Annotated in this window: 14 protein-coding genes; 2 read left to right on the plus strand and 12 right to left on the minus strand. The window is 62.8% G+C overall.

The annotated features are described in order from the left end of the window. Positions 1 to 12: 12 nt before the first annotated feature. The 6 genes from CKO25_RS16705 to ndk form a co-directional block, all read right to left on the minus strand. Entirely contained in the window at positions 13 to 639 is a 627-nt protein-coding gene (locus tag CKO25_RS16705; protein ID WP_200389083.1) for a tetratricopeptide repeat protein, read from the minus strand. Between the two features lie 75 nt (positions 640 to 714). Then, positions 715 to 1998 (minus strand): histidine--tRNA ligase, encoded by a 1284-nt coding sequence (gene hisS, locus CKO25_RS16710; protein ID WP_200389084.1) that lies wholly within the window; start codon positions 1996 to 1998, stop codon positions 715 to 717. Positions 1999 to 2056: 58 nt separating this feature from the next. After that, on the minus strand, positions 2057 to 3073 hold the full coding sequence (locus CKO25_RS16715; protein WP_200389085.1) for a RodZ domain-containing protein: 1017 nt from the start codon (positions 3071 to 3073) through the stop codon (positions 2057 to 2059). Beyond that, positions 3070 to 3882: a type IV pilus biogenesis/stability protein PilW gene (gene pilW / locus CKO25_RS16720; protein ID WP_200389086.1), complete on the minus strand. Its 813-nt coding sequence runs from the start codon at positions 3880 to 3882 to the stop codon at positions 3070 to 3072. Before pilW ends, CKO25_RS16715 begins: the two co-directional genes overlap by 4 nt. Beyond that, positions 3879 to 4985, minus strand: a complete 1107-nt coding sequence (gene rlmN / locus CKO25_RS16725; protein ID WP_200389087.1) for a dual-specificity RNA methyltransferase RlmN — start codon at positions 4983 to 4985, stop codon at positions 3879 to 3881. Before rlmN ends, pilW begins: the two co-directional genes overlap by 4 nt. Positions 4986 to 5004: 19 nt before the next feature. After that, on the minus strand, positions 5005 to 5433 hold the full coding sequence (ndk, locus tag CKO25_RS16730; protein ID WP_200389088.1) for a nucleoside-diphosphate kinase: 429 nt from the start codon (positions 5431 to 5433) through the stop codon (positions 5005 to 5007). Between the two features lie 391 nt (positions 5434 to 5824). Here ndk and CKO25_RS16735 point away from each other — a divergent pair, with 391 nt between their 5' ends. Continuing rightward, positions 5825 to 6799, plus strand: a complete 975-nt coding sequence (locus CKO25_RS16735) for an acetyltransferase (protein WP_200389089.1) — start codon at positions 5825 to 5827, stop codon at positions 6797 to 6799. Between the two features lie 55 nt (positions 6800 to 6854). Here the strand turns inward: CKO25_RS16735 and CKO25_RS16740 are convergent, their stop codons facing one another. The 6 genes from CKO25_RS16740 to CKO25_RS16765 all read right to left on the minus strand — a co-directional run bounded on the left by CKO25_RS16740 (position 6855) and on the right by CKO25_RS16765 (position 12072). Next, on the minus strand, positions 6855 to 7685 hold the full coding sequence (locus tag CKO25_RS16740; RefSeq protein WP_200389090.1) for an energy transducer TonB: 831 nt from the start codon (positions 7683 to 7685) through the stop codon (positions 6855 to 6857). Beyond that, on the minus strand, positions 7685 to 8089 hold the full coding sequence (locus tag CKO25_RS16745; protein ID WP_200389091.1) for an ExbD/TolR family protein: 405 nt from the start codon (positions 8087 to 8089) through the stop codon (positions 7685 to 7687). The genes CKO25_RS16740 and CKO25_RS16745 overlap by 1 nt, the downstream gene beginning before the upstream one ends. 104 nt (positions 8090 to 8193) lie before the next feature. Further along, positions 8194 to 8598: an ExbD/TolR family protein gene (locus tag CKO25_RS16750; protein ID WP_242467680.1), complete on the minus strand. Its 405-nt coding sequence runs from the start codon at positions 8596 to 8598 to the stop codon at positions 8194 to 8196. Further along, entirely contained in the window at positions 8573 to 9382 is an 810-nt protein-coding gene (locus CKO25_RS16755; protein ID WP_200389092.1) for a MotA/TolQ/ExbB proton channel family protein, read from the minus strand. Before CKO25_RS16755 ends, CKO25_RS16750 begins: the two co-directional genes overlap by 26 nt. A gap of 30 nt (positions 9383 to 9412) precedes the next feature. Further along, positions 9413 to 9832, minus strand: a complete 420-nt coding sequence (locus CKO25_RS16760) for a Tat pathway signal sequence domain protein (protein WP_242467681.1) — start codon at positions 9830 to 9832, stop codon at positions 9413 to 9415. Between the two features lie 74 nt (positions 9833 to 9906). Further along, a complete protein-coding gene (locus CKO25_RS16765) occupies positions 9907 to 12072 on the minus strand; it encodes a TonB-dependent receptor domain-containing protein (protein ID WP_338115158.1) in 2166 nt (721 codons plus the stop codon). 586 nt (positions 12073 to 12658) lie between these two features. Here CKO25_RS16765 and CKO25_RS16770 point away from each other — a divergent pair. After that, positions 12659 to 15970 carry an EAL domain-containing protein gene (locus CKO25_RS16770; RefSeq protein WP_200389093.1) on the plus strand — a complete coding sequence of 1104 codons (3312 nt, stop codon included), beginning with the start codon at positions 12659 to 12661 and terminating at the stop codon, positions 15968 to 15970. The last annotated feature ends 277 nt before the right edge of the window (positions 15971 to 16247 follow it).

Genomic DNA, 16247 nt, shown 5'->3' on the forward strand with positions numbered 1-16247 from the left:
GGTTGGCGCCGCTCATCCCGCCGCGGGAAGGTTGTCGAGCTTGAGTCGGATCAACTCCGAGAAGCCGCTGCCGCTCGCGATTGCCTGTTCATAGGCCTGTCGTGCCGCACCCACATCACCACGCGCGGCGGCAATATCCCCGCGCACGGCGGCAAAATCACCCGCCAGCTCGGGGCTGACGTCGTGGGTGGCAACGGTCCGCGCCGCGGCGTCGAGTTGTCCGGCGGCGACTTGGATGCGTGCGAGCCGCAACGCCGCGATCTTGGCAAAGGCCGGATCCGGAGCGCCCGCGATCACGCGCTCGAGCGCGGCCATGGCCGCCTCGGCATCACCGGATTCATACTGTGCCTTGGCCTCGAGTAGCGCGCCGAGGGTCGCATAAGGGGTTGCGGAAAAGTCATCCGTGAGCTTCTGGATTTGGACCAGCACAGCCTCGGTTTGGCCGTTCGCGGACAGCACCAGCACCTGATCGAAGATCGCGGAGGCCTCACTCGCACGCGCATCCCGATACTCTCCCCAATACCGCCAGCCGAGGATTCCGCCGATGCCAATGACGAGCCCGACGATGATCGCCATCCCGTTCTCTTTCCACCAGCGCTTGATGGCTTCAACCTTTTCGTCATCGGTATCGTAGCTCACGTGTCTCGTTCCTCGTGTTCTGAGTATGGGCTGAGGCAGGGCGCGGTCAGGGTCGCGACGATCCCTGTCCTCGCTTCAGGTCTGATTGGGGTCGCCGCCCAGTTCGCGTGCGAGGAAGGCGACCAGTGTGTCAAAATCGAATTGTTGCTGCCCACTGTCGTCGCGCAAGGATTTCACGCCGATCAGGTCCTGCTCCAACTCGGACTCGCCCAGGATGAGCGCGCAGCGTGCGCCGCTCTTGTCGGCCTTTTTGAACTGGCTCTTGAAACTGCCTCCGCCGCTGTGGCGGATCAGGCAGAGCTGCGGCAAGGCATCGCGCAGTCGCTCGGCCAACGGCATGGAGGCCGCCTCGGCACGTTCACCAACGGCGACCAGATAGGCGTGCGCGCGGGCGCGCCGCGTTGGTTCGGCGAGGGCGATCAATTCGACCAAGCGCTCCATGCCCAGGGCAAAACCAACCGCGGGTGTGGCGCGTCCGCCAAGCTGCTCCACCAATCCATCATAGCGTCCCCCGGCGCACACCGTACCCTGCGCTCCGAGATCCTCGGTGATCCACTCGAATACGGTCCGGTTGTAGTAATCGAGTCCACGCACAAGGCGGGTGTTGATCCGATAGGCGATGCCTGCCTGATCGAGCCCCTGGCGAATCGTCGCGAAATGGGTTCGGCTGGTCTCTCCGAGATGCTCAAGCAGGCTCGGTGCATCGGCAATCGCAGCTTGTGTCTCGGGATGTTTCGCGTCGAGCACGCGCAGCGGATTGGTCTCCAGGCGACGCTGGCTCTCCGGGTCCAAGTGCGCGCGCCGGGCCGATAAAAAGGCCACCAAGTCCTCACGATACCGACGGCGCTCCTCGGGGTCGCCAAGGCTGTTGAGCTCGAGACGCAGTCCATTCAGGCCCAAGTCCTGCCACAGACGCGCCGTCAGCAGAATGAGCTCAAGGTCGATATCCGGCCCAGTGAGACCGAACACCTCGGCGCCGATCTGGTTGAACTGGCGATAGCGTCCTCGTTGCGGGCGCTCGTGTCGGAACATGGGGCCACGATACCAGAGTCGTTGCGTCTGCATGACGAGACCGTGTTCGATCACGGCGCGCACACAACTGGCGGTCCCTTCTGGACGGAGACTCAACTGATCGCCATTACGATCCTCGAAGCTGTACATCTCCTTCTCGACGATGTCGGTGACCTCGCCGATGGAGCGCTTGAACAGCTCTGACATCTCCACGATCGGGGTGCGGATCTCAGCGTAGCCATAGTTCGTCAGAATCCGTCGCGCGTTGTCCTCGAGGTGATGCCAGTGTGGCATGACCTCGGGCAGGATGTCGTGCATCCCACGGATCGCTTGGATGTGTTTGCTCATACCACGGGACTCGCTCGGCGGTTGCGTGGACTCAGTGGTGCCAAGGGCCTGCTCTCCATCATGGGGATGCTGCCGGGTCGAAGGTGAACCGAGCCACATTGCCGCGCGCACGACCCTCAAGATCGAAGGGCTCGCCATTCACCGTCATGCGCGTATTGTTGACGCGACCGATGGTGAATCGGAATGGCCCTGGTCCGGTGATCTCGCGTCGTTCCCCGGCTGTCATCTCGGCATTAATGAGCGACCCGCCACCGGGCGGCGTGACGGTCAGCCAAGACGGGCCGGTGAATTCAAGCACGATCGCAGGCTCGGCGGGCGTCACGATGGGGTCATCCGCAGGCGCCGTCGTGCCGACTGATGCGCCTGCAACGTCTGGGGCGAGCGGAACCGCAGCGAGGATGCCTGGCTCGTCGAGATCTTCAGGGCGGCGCGCGACATCACTCAGTGCCCCGTCCGCATCCTGAAGGACCCGGGGCGCTCGGCTGGCCTCCTCGCCCGCGGTGTCCGGTTGCGTCGGCGTCGTGAGTGGAGCGGGCATCGCCATGCGAGTGAGATCGGGGCGCGGATCCGGCTCCGCATCGGTCATGGTTTCGATTTCGCTCGTGGGCTCCAAGGTGATCTCCGCGCCCAGTTCACGAGCGACATCGGTCTGCTCGGACCACCAGAGCACGAAGATGCCGATCGCGGCGGCGGCCAGGATGACCGTCATCAGCCGGATCATCAGGCGCGCGCCACCCGAGGGTTCCCCCGGCCCTCGGACTGCCGCGGGCACGGTCTGGTGCGGATGTGCGAGGGCATGACTCCGGTAGGTTGCGAGCAAGGGGGCTGCATCGATGCCGAGAATCCGGGCATAGTTGCGGAGGTAACCCAGAACGAAGACAGGGTCGGGCAACTCCGCGAACCGGTCTTGCTCAATGGCATCGACCACCCCGGGTTTGAGATGTAACTGGCTGGCGACCCGCTCGATGCTGAGTCCGCGCGCTTGACGGGCCAGCCGCAGACGTCGACCAGGGCTGTCGCCAAGTTCAACGACATTCTCGTCACTGGCTTCGGTGAGATGGATAGGGCTGGTCACTCTGGGGATCCCAACTGAGGAGGCAAGGACACGGATGAATTTGGGAATGCCTGTCGGAACAACGCTTCGTATTCGGCAGCGCGGGCGGTGTTCCCAAGTTCACGCTCGGTTTGGATCGCCGTCTCCAGCGCCAACCGGGCCATTCTGGGGAAGCGCAGCGTCGTGGGTTCGAAATAGCGATCCATATAGAATTTCGCGCCTTGTGGGTTTCCGCGTCTGAGTTCGATCGCGGCAAGCTTGACCAAGGCCGGCCCTAGCGCGGGGTTGGCCTCGACGGCGGCCAGAAAGTAGCGTTCGGCCTGTGGCGCATCGCCCGCGCTCTCGGCGCAGACTCCAGCGTTGAACATGGGCACCCAGGGCGTCGCGTAGAGTGGATTCTCCAACGCCCGCTTGAAGTACTGATCAGCCTCGGCGTAGCGCTGCTGGCGACACGCGTAGTCGCCGTAGGCGAGGAGGATGTCCGAGTTGTTGGGCGCTAGTTGCAACGCCCGCCGATAGTGTTCCGCGGCCAGTTCTGCGCGCCCCATCTCCTCGTACATGAGCGCAATCCAAACGTGCGCCTTCGGGTACCTCTGGTCGGCTTCGATGGCCTGCTGCGCGCGTCGGAAGGCGATCTCGGGCTGCCCGCGTCTATAGTACTCCTCGGCCATCTCGACATAGAGGGCGGCGGGGCTGTCCTGAGGATCGAGTCCGAGCTGATCATCAATGGTCGTTCGAGAGGTGGTGGCGCACCCCGCGATTCCGATGCACAGCGCGGTTGGCACGATGAGTCCACGTCCTCGGTGATGCAGACACGCTCGGGCGTTCATGGCGTAGCCGTGTATCCGCTCTCGTGACGCGGCAGGACCGGAACGCCGACGGTGCGCCGCGAGCGGTCCTCGACGCGTCCGACGAGTTGCCCGCAGGCGGCGGCGATCTGCTCACCGCGCGTTTTGCGCGTCATGGTGAAGGTGCCGGAGCGCGCGAGGCGCTCACGGAAGGCTTCGATACGCTCGGGTGGCGAGGTTGTGAAGCGATTGCCGGGAAAGGGGTTGAAGGGAATGAGATTGATCTTGGATGGAATCCCCTCCAGCAAGCGAATCAGTTGCTTGGCATGCGCGAGGCTGTCGTTGACGCCATCGAGCATGACGTATTCCCAAGTGATACGCCGACGCCGATCGCCGGCCACGTAGGCACGGCAGGCGGGCAAGAGTTGCGCGAGCGGATATTTGCGATTGATCGGGACCAACTCGTCACGCAAGGCATCATTCGGAGCATGCAGCGAGACCGCGAGCGACACGTCACTAACCTCGCGCAGACGATAGATATTGGGCACGATCCCCGAGGTGCTGAGCGTCAATCGCGTCTTGGCGATCATGTAGGCGAAGTCGTCCTGCATGATCGCCATGGCCTTGACCACCGCGTCGAAATTGGCGAGCGGCTCGCCCATTCCCATCATCACCACATTACTGGGCGCCCCCCCGAGTTGACGGGTGGCGTGCCAGATCTGTCCAGCGATTTCGCCGACCGTGAGGTTGCGGTTGAAGCCCTGGGTGGCGGTTGCGCAAAAGGCGCAGTTGAGCGCGCATCCGACCTGCGAGGAGACGCAGATCGTCATGCGCCGCCCCTCTGGTATCGCGACCGTCTCGATCCGCTGGCCATCGGCCAACTCCATGATCCACTTCACCGTTCCGTCGCCGGAGGGCTGTGCGTGGGCGATCCGTGGCACGCGAATGTCGGTCTGCGCCCGGAGGGTCTGGCGCAAGGTCCGGGACAAGTCGGTCATGGCATCGAAGTCGAGGACGCCATGTTTGTGGATCCACTTGAAGAGGCTGCGACCATGAAAGGCCTTGAATCCAGCCGCCTCGACCAAGCGTTCGCAGTCCGCGCGATCGAGGTCGAGGAGGTTCGGTTTGTGCTCGGTTGCGGCCATTAGGTCGGGTCGGGCGCGATCAGCGTGTGCGCACGCACACGCCTTCGGGAAAGAAGAAGGCGATTTCGGTCGCAGCCGTCTCGGGCGAGTCCGATCCGTGCGCGGCGTTCTCGGTGAAGGAGTCCGCGAAGTCGGCGCGAATCGTTCCAGGGGCCGCCTGCGCTGGATTAGTGGCGCCCATGATGTCGCGGTTCTTGGCGATCGCATCCTGACCTTCGAGCACCTGCACCATGACCGGCCCCGAGGTCATGAAGTCCACCAGTTCGTCGAAGAAGGGTTTGCCCTGGTGAATCGCATAGAAGGCCGAGGCTTGCTCCTTGGATAAATGCAGCATCCGCGCGGCGATGATCCGCAGACCCGCGGCTTCGAAACGGCTCAGAATGGCCCCGATGGCATTCTTCGCGACGGCATTGGGTTTGATGATGGATAGGGTTTGCTCAACAGCCATAGTGATTCCGTTTGGGATGATGCGGTGAAGAGGCCGGTTGACGAGCGGCGACCCGCGGCCGAGTGGCTCTTGCGGCCGAACCGACACGTCAAGATTAAGAATGGACTCAGTAGTCTACCGATCCCGATCGGGCTGGGCAATGCCGTGGGTGACGAAACCGATGTGGAGCCAAGCCGCTGCGTGGGTGGCAGACCCAAAAGATCTGAATGATCGGCCTGTTTCGGGTCAGCCCGCGGTCGCTGGGGGCGCCGTGAATCCATCCTGGGAGGCTTCACGGCGGCATCCTTGTCCCCGAAACCCCCGCGACCGCGGGCCGACCGGAAACCGAAAACTCATTGGTTACTGGTATCATTCGTCCCTCCCATCGATGAATCCGAGCTGGTGTTGCGACATGACACACTATGATGTCTTTAACGGTGACGCAGACGGACTCTGTGCGCTCCAACAACTGCGTCTCGCCGATCCACTCGAGAGCCGTCTCGTCACGGGGGTGAAACGGGATATCACCCTGCTCGAGCGGGTCGAGGCCGTGGCTGGCGATCAGGTGACAGTGCTGGATCTGTCATTCGATAAGAACCGCGCCGCCGTTGCACGCCTGCTCGATCAGGGTGTGAAGATTCGCTACTTCGATCACCATTTTGCGGGAGAGATCCCTGCGCATCCGAATCTGGAGGTGCGGATCGAGACCCTGCCGGACAAAGGGACCAGCCTCCTCGTCGATGAGGTGCTGGGCGGCACCCAGCGCGCCTGGGCGGTGGTCGGCACCTTTGGGGACAATTTTGACGACGCGGCCCGCCGTGCCGCCGTCCCATTGGGGTTATCCAAGGAGGAACTGGAGCTGTTGCGAGAACTTGGGATCTATCTCAACTACAACGGGTATGGCGAGACCATCGAAGACCTCTTGTTCTCGCCGGAGATCCTGTTTCAGCGGATGCGCCCCTATGCCGATCCGCTTGACTTCATCACTGAGGATCCAGCTTTCCAAGCCTTGTGCGATGGCTATCGGGACGATATGACGCGTGCTCGGGCGGTTGCCCCGGCGTTTGAGGATCCGCGCCACCGGTTGGTCGTACTCCCGAATGAACCTTGGGCGCGACGCGCGAGCGGCGTCTTGGCCAATGAGCTTGCGCAGCAGGCACCAGAGCAGGCGCAGGCGATGCTGACCTGCCTCCCCGATGGCGCGAGCTATCTCGTCAGTGTGCGTGCCCCCATTGCGCGCCCGGATGGCGCGGATGCACTGTGCCGCGAATTTCCAAGCGGAGGCGGACGTAAGGCCGCCGCCGGGATCAACCGGCTGCCGGCAACCGATTATGATCTCTTCCTGACGCGCTTTCGTGCCGCCTTCCATGCGTCAGTCCAGCCCTGAGCCCTAAGTCTGGCGCCGCGCGGCACTTGGGGACTGGGTCAATACCGATGCACACTCAGCGTAGCCGATAGGCGATCGGCACGACGATCTCCAAGCGTGACTGGCCCAAGCTCGGCGGGATCGCTGGCATCGGGGAGGCGCGCCGCAGGAGTTCGGAGGCGGCCTCATCGAGTGCGCTGTGCCCCGAGCTGGTCTCGATCCGATGCGAAATCAGCCGGCCCGTGCGGTCGATCACGAAGCGGACTCGGACCACGCCCTCGAGACGCAGCCGGCGTGCGTGCGTCGGATACCGTTTGTGTCGTTCGAGCCAGGCCGCGAGTTCGGCATAGTAGCGATCCTGCGACTGCCCCCCTTGATCCGCCCCCGTTGTTCCGCCACCGCCCGCACTCGCCGCGCCCGCGGAGCCGGTTGCAGGGGCATTGGATGGCTCGGTATGGGACGGAGAGGGGGTCGCGCTGGCTGCGGCCTGACGCGGAGTCGACGCCGTTGGTGCGGCGTCGGTGCGGGCCGGCTCGGTGCGTTGGGGCGCGGGTGGGCGCGGCGTGACCGGTGCCGGTGGCCGCGGCTCGGTCGCCGTGATGGGTTGCGTGGCCTGCCGCGGCTGAATCGGTGTCGTGGCCGTCACGGTTGTCGCCGCTTCTGGTTCGGATGCGCGGATCACCTCCGTTGGTGGTGGCACGGCCGTGGCGCTCGACGTGGGCGCACCGGCCGGCAATGCGGTGGATGCCGTGACGCCGCCGCTCGGACCGGTGCCACCGAGCGCGATTCGCACACCTGGATCCTCGAGTTGGATGGGTGCGGGTGGCTCGAAGAGCGCGGCGAGGGCGAAATGAGCGAGCAGGGCACAGAAGAGCGCGATGCCCCAGTGGTATCCGCGCAGGTGCATCAGTTCCCTCTCGGCAGCGTCAAGAGTTCGATCTCCTCGGCGCCCGCGGCACGGAAGCGATCCAGCAGCGCGATGAAATCGACGGCATCCAGGGCGGCGTCGGCCTTGATTTGCAACGCGCGCGCGTCCTCTGACCAGGTTGCGCTGAGGGGTTCAGCCAGCGCCTCGGGCGCGAGTGGCTCACCGCCCAGGCTGATCTGGCCCGTGGCTCCGATGCTCACGAGAACCTGGGTGGTGCCCGCGCGCTGCTGGGCGTCAGCGTGTGGTGGCTCCAACGCCATCGAGTCGCTCGGTGCAAGACGCCCAGCGAGCATGAAAAAGATGAGGAGCAGGAAGACGATGTTGATGAGCGGAATCAGATTTTCTTCATGGTCGGTCTTGGCGCGCGGTCTGGTCAATCGCATAGGTCGTGCTCGCTATGATGCTGGGTCGAGGTCGGTTCGACCCGGTCGGTCGGATGTGCGTCCAGTCAGCTCCCCTGTGCCCACGCGCACTCGTCGTGGTCGCCTCACTGACTCAAGAGGGTCAGTTGGGTCGCCCCGGCCTGACGCAGCAGATCGAGCAGATCGACTAGTTCCTGCAAGCTCACGCCGGCGGCGGGTTGGACCAGGATCGCCTGGGTGGGGTCGTGCTGTGCGCGGGTCGCGACCTGCGCGGAGAGCGCGGCGGGCGCGATCGGCTCGGCGTTGAGATCAAGCCCATCGGCGCGGATGCGCACCAGCCACGCCCCAAGGAGCGGCGTCCCGGCGCTTGCTGTCGCTGGCGCCTCGAGTTCGACTGCTTGCCATGGGGTCAGGCTCGAGGCAAGCATGAAGAACACCAGGAGGATGAAGACGACATCGATCAACGGGGTGAGGCTCACCAATCGTCGTCGCGTGTGGGTGTTCTCAAACCGCATCGAGTTGCCCAGCATGCGGGAAATCCGAAACCTCCCGTGGATGCGGTTCCGTCAGTTTCAAATCAGCCGTGAAGACGCGGGTGACCTGATCCTCCAACCGCGCGGTGATGCCTTCGAGCTGTCGTTCGAACCCGTTTAAGGCTACCAAGGTGGGAATCGCGACCGAGAGCCCCGCCGCGGTCGTCAAGAGAGCGACCCAGATCCCGCCGGACAGAACCGCGGGGTCGACCTGGTTGCCGGCGGCTTCCAGGGCGCGGAACGCATCGATCATCCCGATGACGGTGCCCAATAAGCCGAGCAGCGGGCTGAGGCTGGCGATGACCTCGAGACTGCGCAAATGGCTGCGGAGGCTGGCGAGGAAGCCGGTGGCCTGCCGTTCGACCTCTTCGCGCAAGGCCGCCGGGTCATTGTGCTGCCGGAGCCCCAACATCGCGGTGCGCACGATCGCGGCGCTGGGGTGACGCGCGCTGGCGAGACCCGCGAGGGCCGCCGTGCCGCGCCCTGCGCGCCAATCCAGGAGGGCGGTCTCGATCTGAGCCTCGCCACGACCGCGCAGCATGGAGAATTGCCACAGCTTGAGCAGCACCACCGTCAGGGCGAAGACCGACGCGGCGGCCAGGATCAGCATCACCGGTCCACCGGCCTCGAGGAGTGCTCGCAGGGGTTCGGGAATCGGTGGGGCCAGCGTGGAGGGGGTGATGGCGCCGAACCAGGCGTCGTTCGTTGCAGTCTGCTCCAGCGCCTCGACGGCCAGCTCGTCCGGGGCGATGGCGGTCACGGTTGTTGCACTCTCAGGCATCGGGTCTCTCCCGGTTCTCGCGGCCGCGGGTCACTTGACCAGGGCCGCCGGTGCGCGTGAGGAAGGATCGAGTCGCTCGACACAATCGGTCAGCGGCCCCGTCTCATCACGACATTCGAGCACGTCGTTGATGAGGATCCGGTCGATGGCCTCACAGTCCAGATCTGGGATATCAAAGAGCTTCACCGTCGTCTTCGCGGCTCGCAGCGGTGCCGAATCGACAGCGAGACGACGCATGATCAACCCTTCGTGATCGAACAGGATGAGGTCGAGTTGGAGAACGTCCAGTGCCGGTCCGGCGCCGTTGTCGAACACCAGATAGACGCGACAATCCGGGGCGTGCGTCTCGAGTTTGTTGAGTTCGACCCCGATCTCGGTCGCCGCGCCCGCGGCATGCCCCATCAGCGGACTCAAGGCCAACAGAGTCAGGATCAGCCGTGGATAGGTCATGAGTGAAAATCCTGAGTCGCGGTTAGGTCCGCACATCTTCGCAGCGGCCAGGACCGGGGGCAATTGGAGCCAGATCAAAAGGCAACATTGAAGGAGACCCAGAGCTGGCGGGGTTCGTAGAGATTGTTGTAGGCGTTGCTGTAGGCGATGACGCTGGGGTCATTGCGCAGCGGATAGGCGCGGTAGTCGTTGAAATTGCGGTTCTCCAGATTATAAATCACGGCATTGATGCTCAACTGGTCCGAAATCTGGTAGGACCCGCCGAGATTGAACACATTGAATCCCCTGAAGGAGCCCAAGGACTCGGCGGCCCCTTGCGCGCTCCCGCCGAGATGAGGTTCGTGGAAACTGTCGGGACGATTGCGGCTGCTACGATATTCATTGGCGAGATAGGCGCTGACCTGAGGCGTTGGCTGCCAGGTCAGACGCAGGTTCAGGGCGTGATCCGGGACCCCGAGCAGTGGGTCGCCACGCTGGATTCCAACAATGTTCGAGCTGGTCACCTCGCTTTGGGTGTAGGTGTAGTTGCCGCCGAAGACCCAGTTCGGGGCGATGGGATAGCTGGCGACCAATTCAGCCCCCTTCACGTTCGCCTCGCCGATGTTGGCGAACTCGTCGGTGACGCCAAGGGCGGCGATCGGGCGCTCGATCTTGTCGTTCAGTTGGGTGTAGAAGAGCGTGGCCTGCATGAAGAGCCCGTTTGGGTCGTTGAAGATTCCCGAGATTTCATAGTTGGTGCTGGTTTCCGGTTTTAGGTTCGGGTTGCCGAACAAGGGATCCTGCCCCTGATTCCCGAACCCGATGATGCCGTCGTGGAGTTGTTCGAGGAACGGCGCCTTATAGCCCTGACCGAAACCACCCTTGAACGTGATGCGGTCGGTTGCACCCCAGACGAGATATGCGCGTGGCGTGACACGCCCCCCAAAGGCATCATGATCGTCGTAGCGTACCCCAGCCGTGAGGGCTAAGCTGTCGGTGAGACTCCAGGCGTCTTCGAGATAGACCCCCCATTGATGATTGCGGAAGCTGGTGTTCGGGATGCCGTCGGTCAGTTCGGCCTGCCAGTACTGTGCCCCGAGGGTCAGCAGATGAGCGCCGATCGGGGCGAGGAACTTCGAGTCGAGAATGGTGCTGGTGGTCTCGAGTCGACGATCAAGACCGGGGCGCCCTGACTCTGCCGAGGCGGCGGCATTCGGGATCGCCCGCCCGGTCGTGCGGGTTGTGTTGTGTGTCAGGGTTGTCTCCCAGACGCCGAGGTCGAAGATTCCGGTATAGCCACCGTAATACTGTTCACGCTCGAACCCCAGCTCGGGGAGATAGCCGTCGCCGGGGCGGATGCTGCCCATCTGTCCGCGATCATTGTTGTAGGTCTGATCGGTGTAATCCATTCCCAGATAGAACTCATGGCGCGCATTGGGCGTGAAGTAAATCTGGCCTCCGGCGGTTTGAATATCGGCCGCAACCGGACTTTGCCCCATGGTGCGACGCCGGTCGAGGCTGGTGTCTTGGCCGGGAAAGCTGACCCTGGATTCATCACGATCGAGTAACCGTCCATAGAACTGCACAGACAGGGTGTCGGATACGATCGGTCCTGCACCATAAACCTCGAGTCCCGTGGTCGAGCCGAACGCGGAGTCCGAGAAAAAATTCGTGTCGAGGATCGCCGTTCCAGTCCAATCCGCCCCGGGCTTGCGGGTGATGATATTCACGACGCCGCCGAGCGCGTCGGCACCATAGAGGGTGGACATCGGGCCGCGGATGACCTCGATCCGTTCAATGGCCGCCACCGGGGGGAAGAAGACGGCTGCGGAATCGCCGAAGGCATTCGGCGTGACATTTCCGGCGACATTCTGACGCCGCCCATCGATCAGGATTAGGGTGTATTCGCTGGGTAGACCACGCAAACTGACGCTGTTGTTTCCGGTCTTGTTGCTGCGTGCATCCAATCCGTCGACGTCGACGCCTTCGAGGTTTCGTAGTGCATCGGCGAGCGAGTTCACCCGCTGACGTTCGAGCTCTTCCCGCGTCACAACCGTGATGCTGGCTGGCGCATCGATGATCTCCTGTTCGAATCCGCCCGCGGTCACGACCAGCGTCGGCAGTTCCTCGGCGTGCAGACTCAAGCTCCCGAGTGGCCCCAGCGCAAGTACGCCAAGGGTGATCCGCCAAGTCGGCTGGACCGCTCTGGGTTCTGCTGCGAATGCGTGGCGGTGTGGTCCAGGTGTTTGGCATTCAGTCACGGCACAATCTCCGAAATCTGGTACGGATGAATTGGCTAGCTGATGCCGGTTCGGCAGAGAGCTGGCTTGGGCGAGTTGTTCGACGCGTACGATCGACGGCGTGGGTGAACCTCATGGCCGCCGGCGCACATCTCGAGTGTCGAGGTGGGGGTGTGGAACAGATCGATTCAGCCTCGACTTAAGGGTCGTAATGATAGCGATTGCGATTAGCGTATGCAATGATCGGCGATGCGGATCATCGTCACCGCTCCGCGAAGACGAGCCACTGATTCGCTCAAGGGTCAGCGTCTCAGGTTGCACCTCGTCGCCATCTGATGAGGCTGAAGATGATTGAATCACCGCGTGACCGCCGCTCAAGCACAGTGGACTCGGAGATGTCGGTTATACTCAGATTCAAGCAGTTGAGATCGTGTTTGCGTACCACGTCGCGATCACACTGTTGCTCCGTCAGATTCCGCATGCACTGGTCCACCGTTGGTCAATCGTTCGATTCGCTGTTGAAATTTGGATCTTGGACCGCTGTTGTCCAGCCTGATGAATCGCGCGCCACCGGCGCATTGAGACTGCACTGCGTAGGCTGGTCGACATGAAATTGAATGACGAACCCCAAACCCTCGCTCGACTCGCGGATATCTGTGAGCCCGATCCGAGTTGCCGGGTCTCCAGCCACAACGCGATCCGGACGAAAATCGGCGCGATCCTCTTCCATGCCGTTCCCGAACATGCGTGCCTCGCCATTTGGGGGATCGATCTCGCCCTGCGGAAGCTGTGCCTGGGTGATGGCGCAAGAAAACTGTTGGGACTGACCACCGGGCAAGATGCGAGTCTGGCGGATTGGATCAATCGCTATCGACCCAAGGATCGCCCGCGCATGGCAACGGCTTTTCTGACCGCGCTGGAGCGTGGCGTCGGCTTCGATGTGTCGGGCCGACTGCTGGTGCCCGTTGGCCACATTGAATCCATCCGGACTCTCGCTTGGCCAGTGACGGAGCAGGGTGCAACCAGCGCGTTGGTCGGTATCCTCCACTGTGATACGGATCATCTGTCGGCTGTCGAGGCGTTGGAGTCGACACGCCGGATTTTGGACAACGCCGAATGCTTGGCCAATTTGGGTGCTTGGGATTGGGATCTCGATCGGGATCACATGACCGTTTCCGAGCATTGGATGCGAATCCACGGGACCACCAACCCAACGCCAACCATCGACGAGTTGATCGCGAGTTGCGCGTACCCGGAGGATATCCCGGGCATTCGTCGTGCCATGGAGCGCGCCCGCGCTGGACTGGGTGATTACGACATCGTCCATCGCATCGTCCGCCCCGACGGCGGCGTTCGCTGGGTGCATGCGCGCGGCGAGGTGCGGCGTGACGCGGCCGGATTACCGGTGCGGGTGCATGGCGTGGCATGGGATGTGACCGAGCGCAAGGTGTTGGATCGACATCTTCGCGACAACGAGGAACGGCTTCGCCTCACCCTTGCGGCGACCAACGATGGCCTTTGGGACTGGGATGTGGCGAGTGGTCGCATGACCGTTAACGCTCGGTATTTCCGTATGCTGGGGTACGCTCGGGATGCCTTCGAGCCGAGCTTTGTCGCATGGCTCGAAGGCATCCATCCGGATGATCGTGCGCAAACGCGCGAGCGAATCCTCGCCGTGATCGCCCAGGACGATGCCTTCGCCATGCAGTACCGCATGCGCATGTGCTCCGGTGCCTGGCTGTGGATCCTCACCCGCGGTAAGGTTGTGGAGCGGTTTCCGGACGGAAACCCATGTCGGGTCCTCGGCACGCACACCGATGTCGATCATCATAAGCGGGCGGTGAGCGCCTTGCGCGAGAGCGAGCGGAACTATCGCGAGATCTTCAACGCGACGGATGATGGCATCGCGCTTCAGGATCCGGTCACCGCACGTTTTCTTGATGTGAACGACGCCTTCGCCGCTCTCTATGGCTACCGGACGCGCTCGGAGTGCCTGGAGCGGCGTTTCAGTGATCTGATTTCGAACGAGGCTCCATACGACGAGGCCGTAGCACTCGAGCATCTCCGTCAGGCTTACGCTGGAACGCCTCAGCGCTTCGAGTGGCGGGCGATGAAGCTTGGTGGGGAACGCTTTTGGGTGGAGGTATCGTTACGGCGCACCAGCATCGGGGGGTCTCCGCGCATTCTGGCCGTGGTGCGCGACATCACGGAGCGACGGGCGCGCGAGCGACAGCTGCGGCTCGCGGCGCAGATCCTCGAGAGCACGGCCGAAGGGGTGATGTTGACCGATGCGGATCTACGCATCCAGTCGGTGAACGGAGCCTTCACCGCGATTACCGGCTATACCGAGGAGGAGGTGCTCGGGCAAACACCTGCACTGCTGCACTCCGGACGCCATGACGCCGACTTCTATGATGCGCTGACAACGCAGCTGAAGGAGACCGGACACTGGCGTGGCGAGATTTGGAACCGACGCAAGAACGGCGCCATCTATCCGGAGCTGCTGACGATCACCGCGATCCGCGAAACCGGGGAGGCGGTGTCGCACTATGTCGGTGTCTTCAGCGATATCAGCGATATGAAAAAGATTGAGGAAGACCTCGACTATCTTGCGCACCATGATCCGCTGACGCATCTCTCGAACCGCAACTTGTTTCGCTCGCGCTTGGAGCATGGTCTGCAGCGCGCCCGCCGCGATCATCGTCAGCTTGCTGTCTTGCTCCTCGATCTCCAGCGCTTCAAACAAATCAATGATTCGCTTGGCCATCAGGTGGGAGACGCCGTTCTCATCGGTGTCGCGAACAGCTTGAGCGCGCAAATGCGGGCCTCGGACACGATTGCACGGTTGGGCGGTGATGAGTTCGTGATCATCATGGAGGACCTTGCGGATCCACAGGACGCCGCGGTCGGGGCGCGAAAGCTTCTTGGGAGCTTCACACAGCCCCTGTTGGTGGACGCGCATGCACTCTACATCACGGCCTGTATCGGCATTGCGGTCTTTCCCCGCGACGGTGACGATGGTGATGCCTTGCTCCGGCATGCCGACATGGCTCTGAATCAGGCTGAATGGCAAGGCGTCAATCAGTTCGCCTTCTATACCGATGAAATGGATCAGCGGATGATCGAGCGTCAGACGCTTGAGACGGCGCTCCGCTCGGCGCTCGATCGGGGCGAGATTCGCGTCGCGTATCAGGCGCAAGTGAATCTTGCCGACGAATCTCTCTGCGGCATCGAGGCACTCCTCAGGTGGGAGAGTCCGCAGCTCGGTTCGGTCTCGCCGGAGCGCTTCATCCCGCTCGCCGAGGAGATCGGCCTGATTGGCGAGCTCGGGGAGCTGGCGTTTCGGTTTGCCTGTAATCAGGTGGCAGACTGGGATCGGGTCGGCTTTCGTGTGCCCCGTCTATCCGTGAATCTCTCGATCCACGAACTGGAGCAGGGTGGATTCGTCGAGAGGATCGCACGCGCGCTGGCTCGATCCGGCATCGATCCGTCGCGCGTCGAGCTCGAGGTCACCGAGTCTGTTCTGATGTCGCAGACGGGCGATGCACGGGCAGCGTTGAGTGCCATCCGGGAGATGGGGATGCGCCTCGCGATCGATGACTTCGGCACCGGCTACTCCGCGCTTGCGTATCTCAAGCGATTACCCGTGCAACGTCTCAAGATCGACCGCAGCTTCGTCAAGGACCTCGGCCGCGATCTTAACGACGAGTCGATCACCCGCGCGATTATCGGGCTCGGTCGCACGCTCGGACTCGCTGTCCTCGCCGAGGGTGTCGAGACGCGTGAGCAAGCGGTCTTCCTCAGCCGCGAAGGCTGTCAGGAGGCGCAAGGCTACCTCTTTGGTCGACCGATGGGGGCTGCCGAGTTGGCGAGGCGTTGGGCGCCGCGGCGCGATCGCGGAGGGAGCGTGCGTCGATGAGTGCGCGTGTGACGGGGCCTGTGTGCAGTGGGTGAAGAACGCGCTGCTCGACTCGGTTCGCTGATGTTTGGTCCGGTCGCCCAGTTCCTCAGACTCAGGACGCGGACCGCGCCTGTTGCCAGACGCGGTCCGCACCGGTTCTGGCGCCTTAGAGACTGTATAGAAAGTTCCGCTCAATAGAGCGGAGATTAAATGATATAATAGAAGCAAATAACCTTTTAGTAAGCAATTTGATTGTGACAGATTTGACGAAGTAGTAAACGCGACGATGCGAGAT

It is taken from the genome of Thiocapsa imhoffii (genome assembly GCF_016583985.1).
GTDB classification, from domain to species: domain Bacteria; phylum Pseudomonadota; class Gammaproteobacteria; order Chromatiales; family Chromatiaceae; genus Thiocapsa; species Thiocapsa imhoffii.

What these genes read in the sequence shown, in the direction of transcription:
- hisS (WP_200389084.1), bottom strand. Translation starts at nt 1,998, where the DNA reads ATGAGCAAACACATCCAAGCGATCCGTGGGATGCACGACATCCTGCCC.
- pilW (WP_200389086.1), bottom strand. Translation starts at nt 3,882, where the DNA reads ATGAACGCCCGAGCGTGTCTGCATCACCGAGGACGTGGACTCATCGTG.
- rlmN (WP_200389087.1), bottom strand. Translation starts at nt 4,985, where the DNA reads ATGGCCGCAACCGAGCACAAACCGAACCTCCTCGACCTCGATCGCGCG.
- ndk (WP_200389088.1), bottom strand. Translation starts at nt 5,433, where the DNA reads ATGGCTGTTGAGCAAACCCTATCCATCATCAAACCCAATGCCGTCGCG.
- CKO25_RS16735 (WP_200389089.1), top strand. Translation starts at nt 5,825, where the DNA reads ATGACACACTATGATGTCTTTAACGGTGACGCAGACGGACTCTGTGCG.
- CKO25_RS16740 (WP_200389090.1), bottom strand. Translation starts at nt 7,685, where the DNA reads ATGCACCTGCGCGGATACCACTGGGGCATCGCGCTCTTCTGTGCCCTG.
- CKO25_RS16745 (WP_200389091.1), bottom strand. Translation starts at nt 8,089, where the DNA reads ATGCGATTGACCAGACCGCGCGCCAAGACCGACCATGAAGAAAATCTG.
- CKO25_RS16750 (WP_242467680.1), bottom strand. Translation starts at nt 8,598, where the DNA reads ATGCTGGGCAACTCGATGCGGTTTGAGAACACCCACACGCGACGACGA.
- CKO25_RS16755 (WP_200389092.1), bottom strand. Translation starts at nt 9,382, where the DNA reads ATGCCTGAGAGTGCAACAACCGTGACCGCCATCGCCCCGGACGAGCTG.
- CKO25_RS16760 (WP_242467681.1), bottom strand. Translation starts at nt 9,832, where the DNA reads ATGACCTATCCACGGCTGATCCTGACTCTGTTGGCCTTGAGTCCGCTG.
- CKO25_RS16770 (WP_200389093.1), top strand. Translation starts at nt 12,659, where the DNA reads ATGAAATTGAATGACGAACCCCAAACCCTCGCTCGACTCGCGGATATC.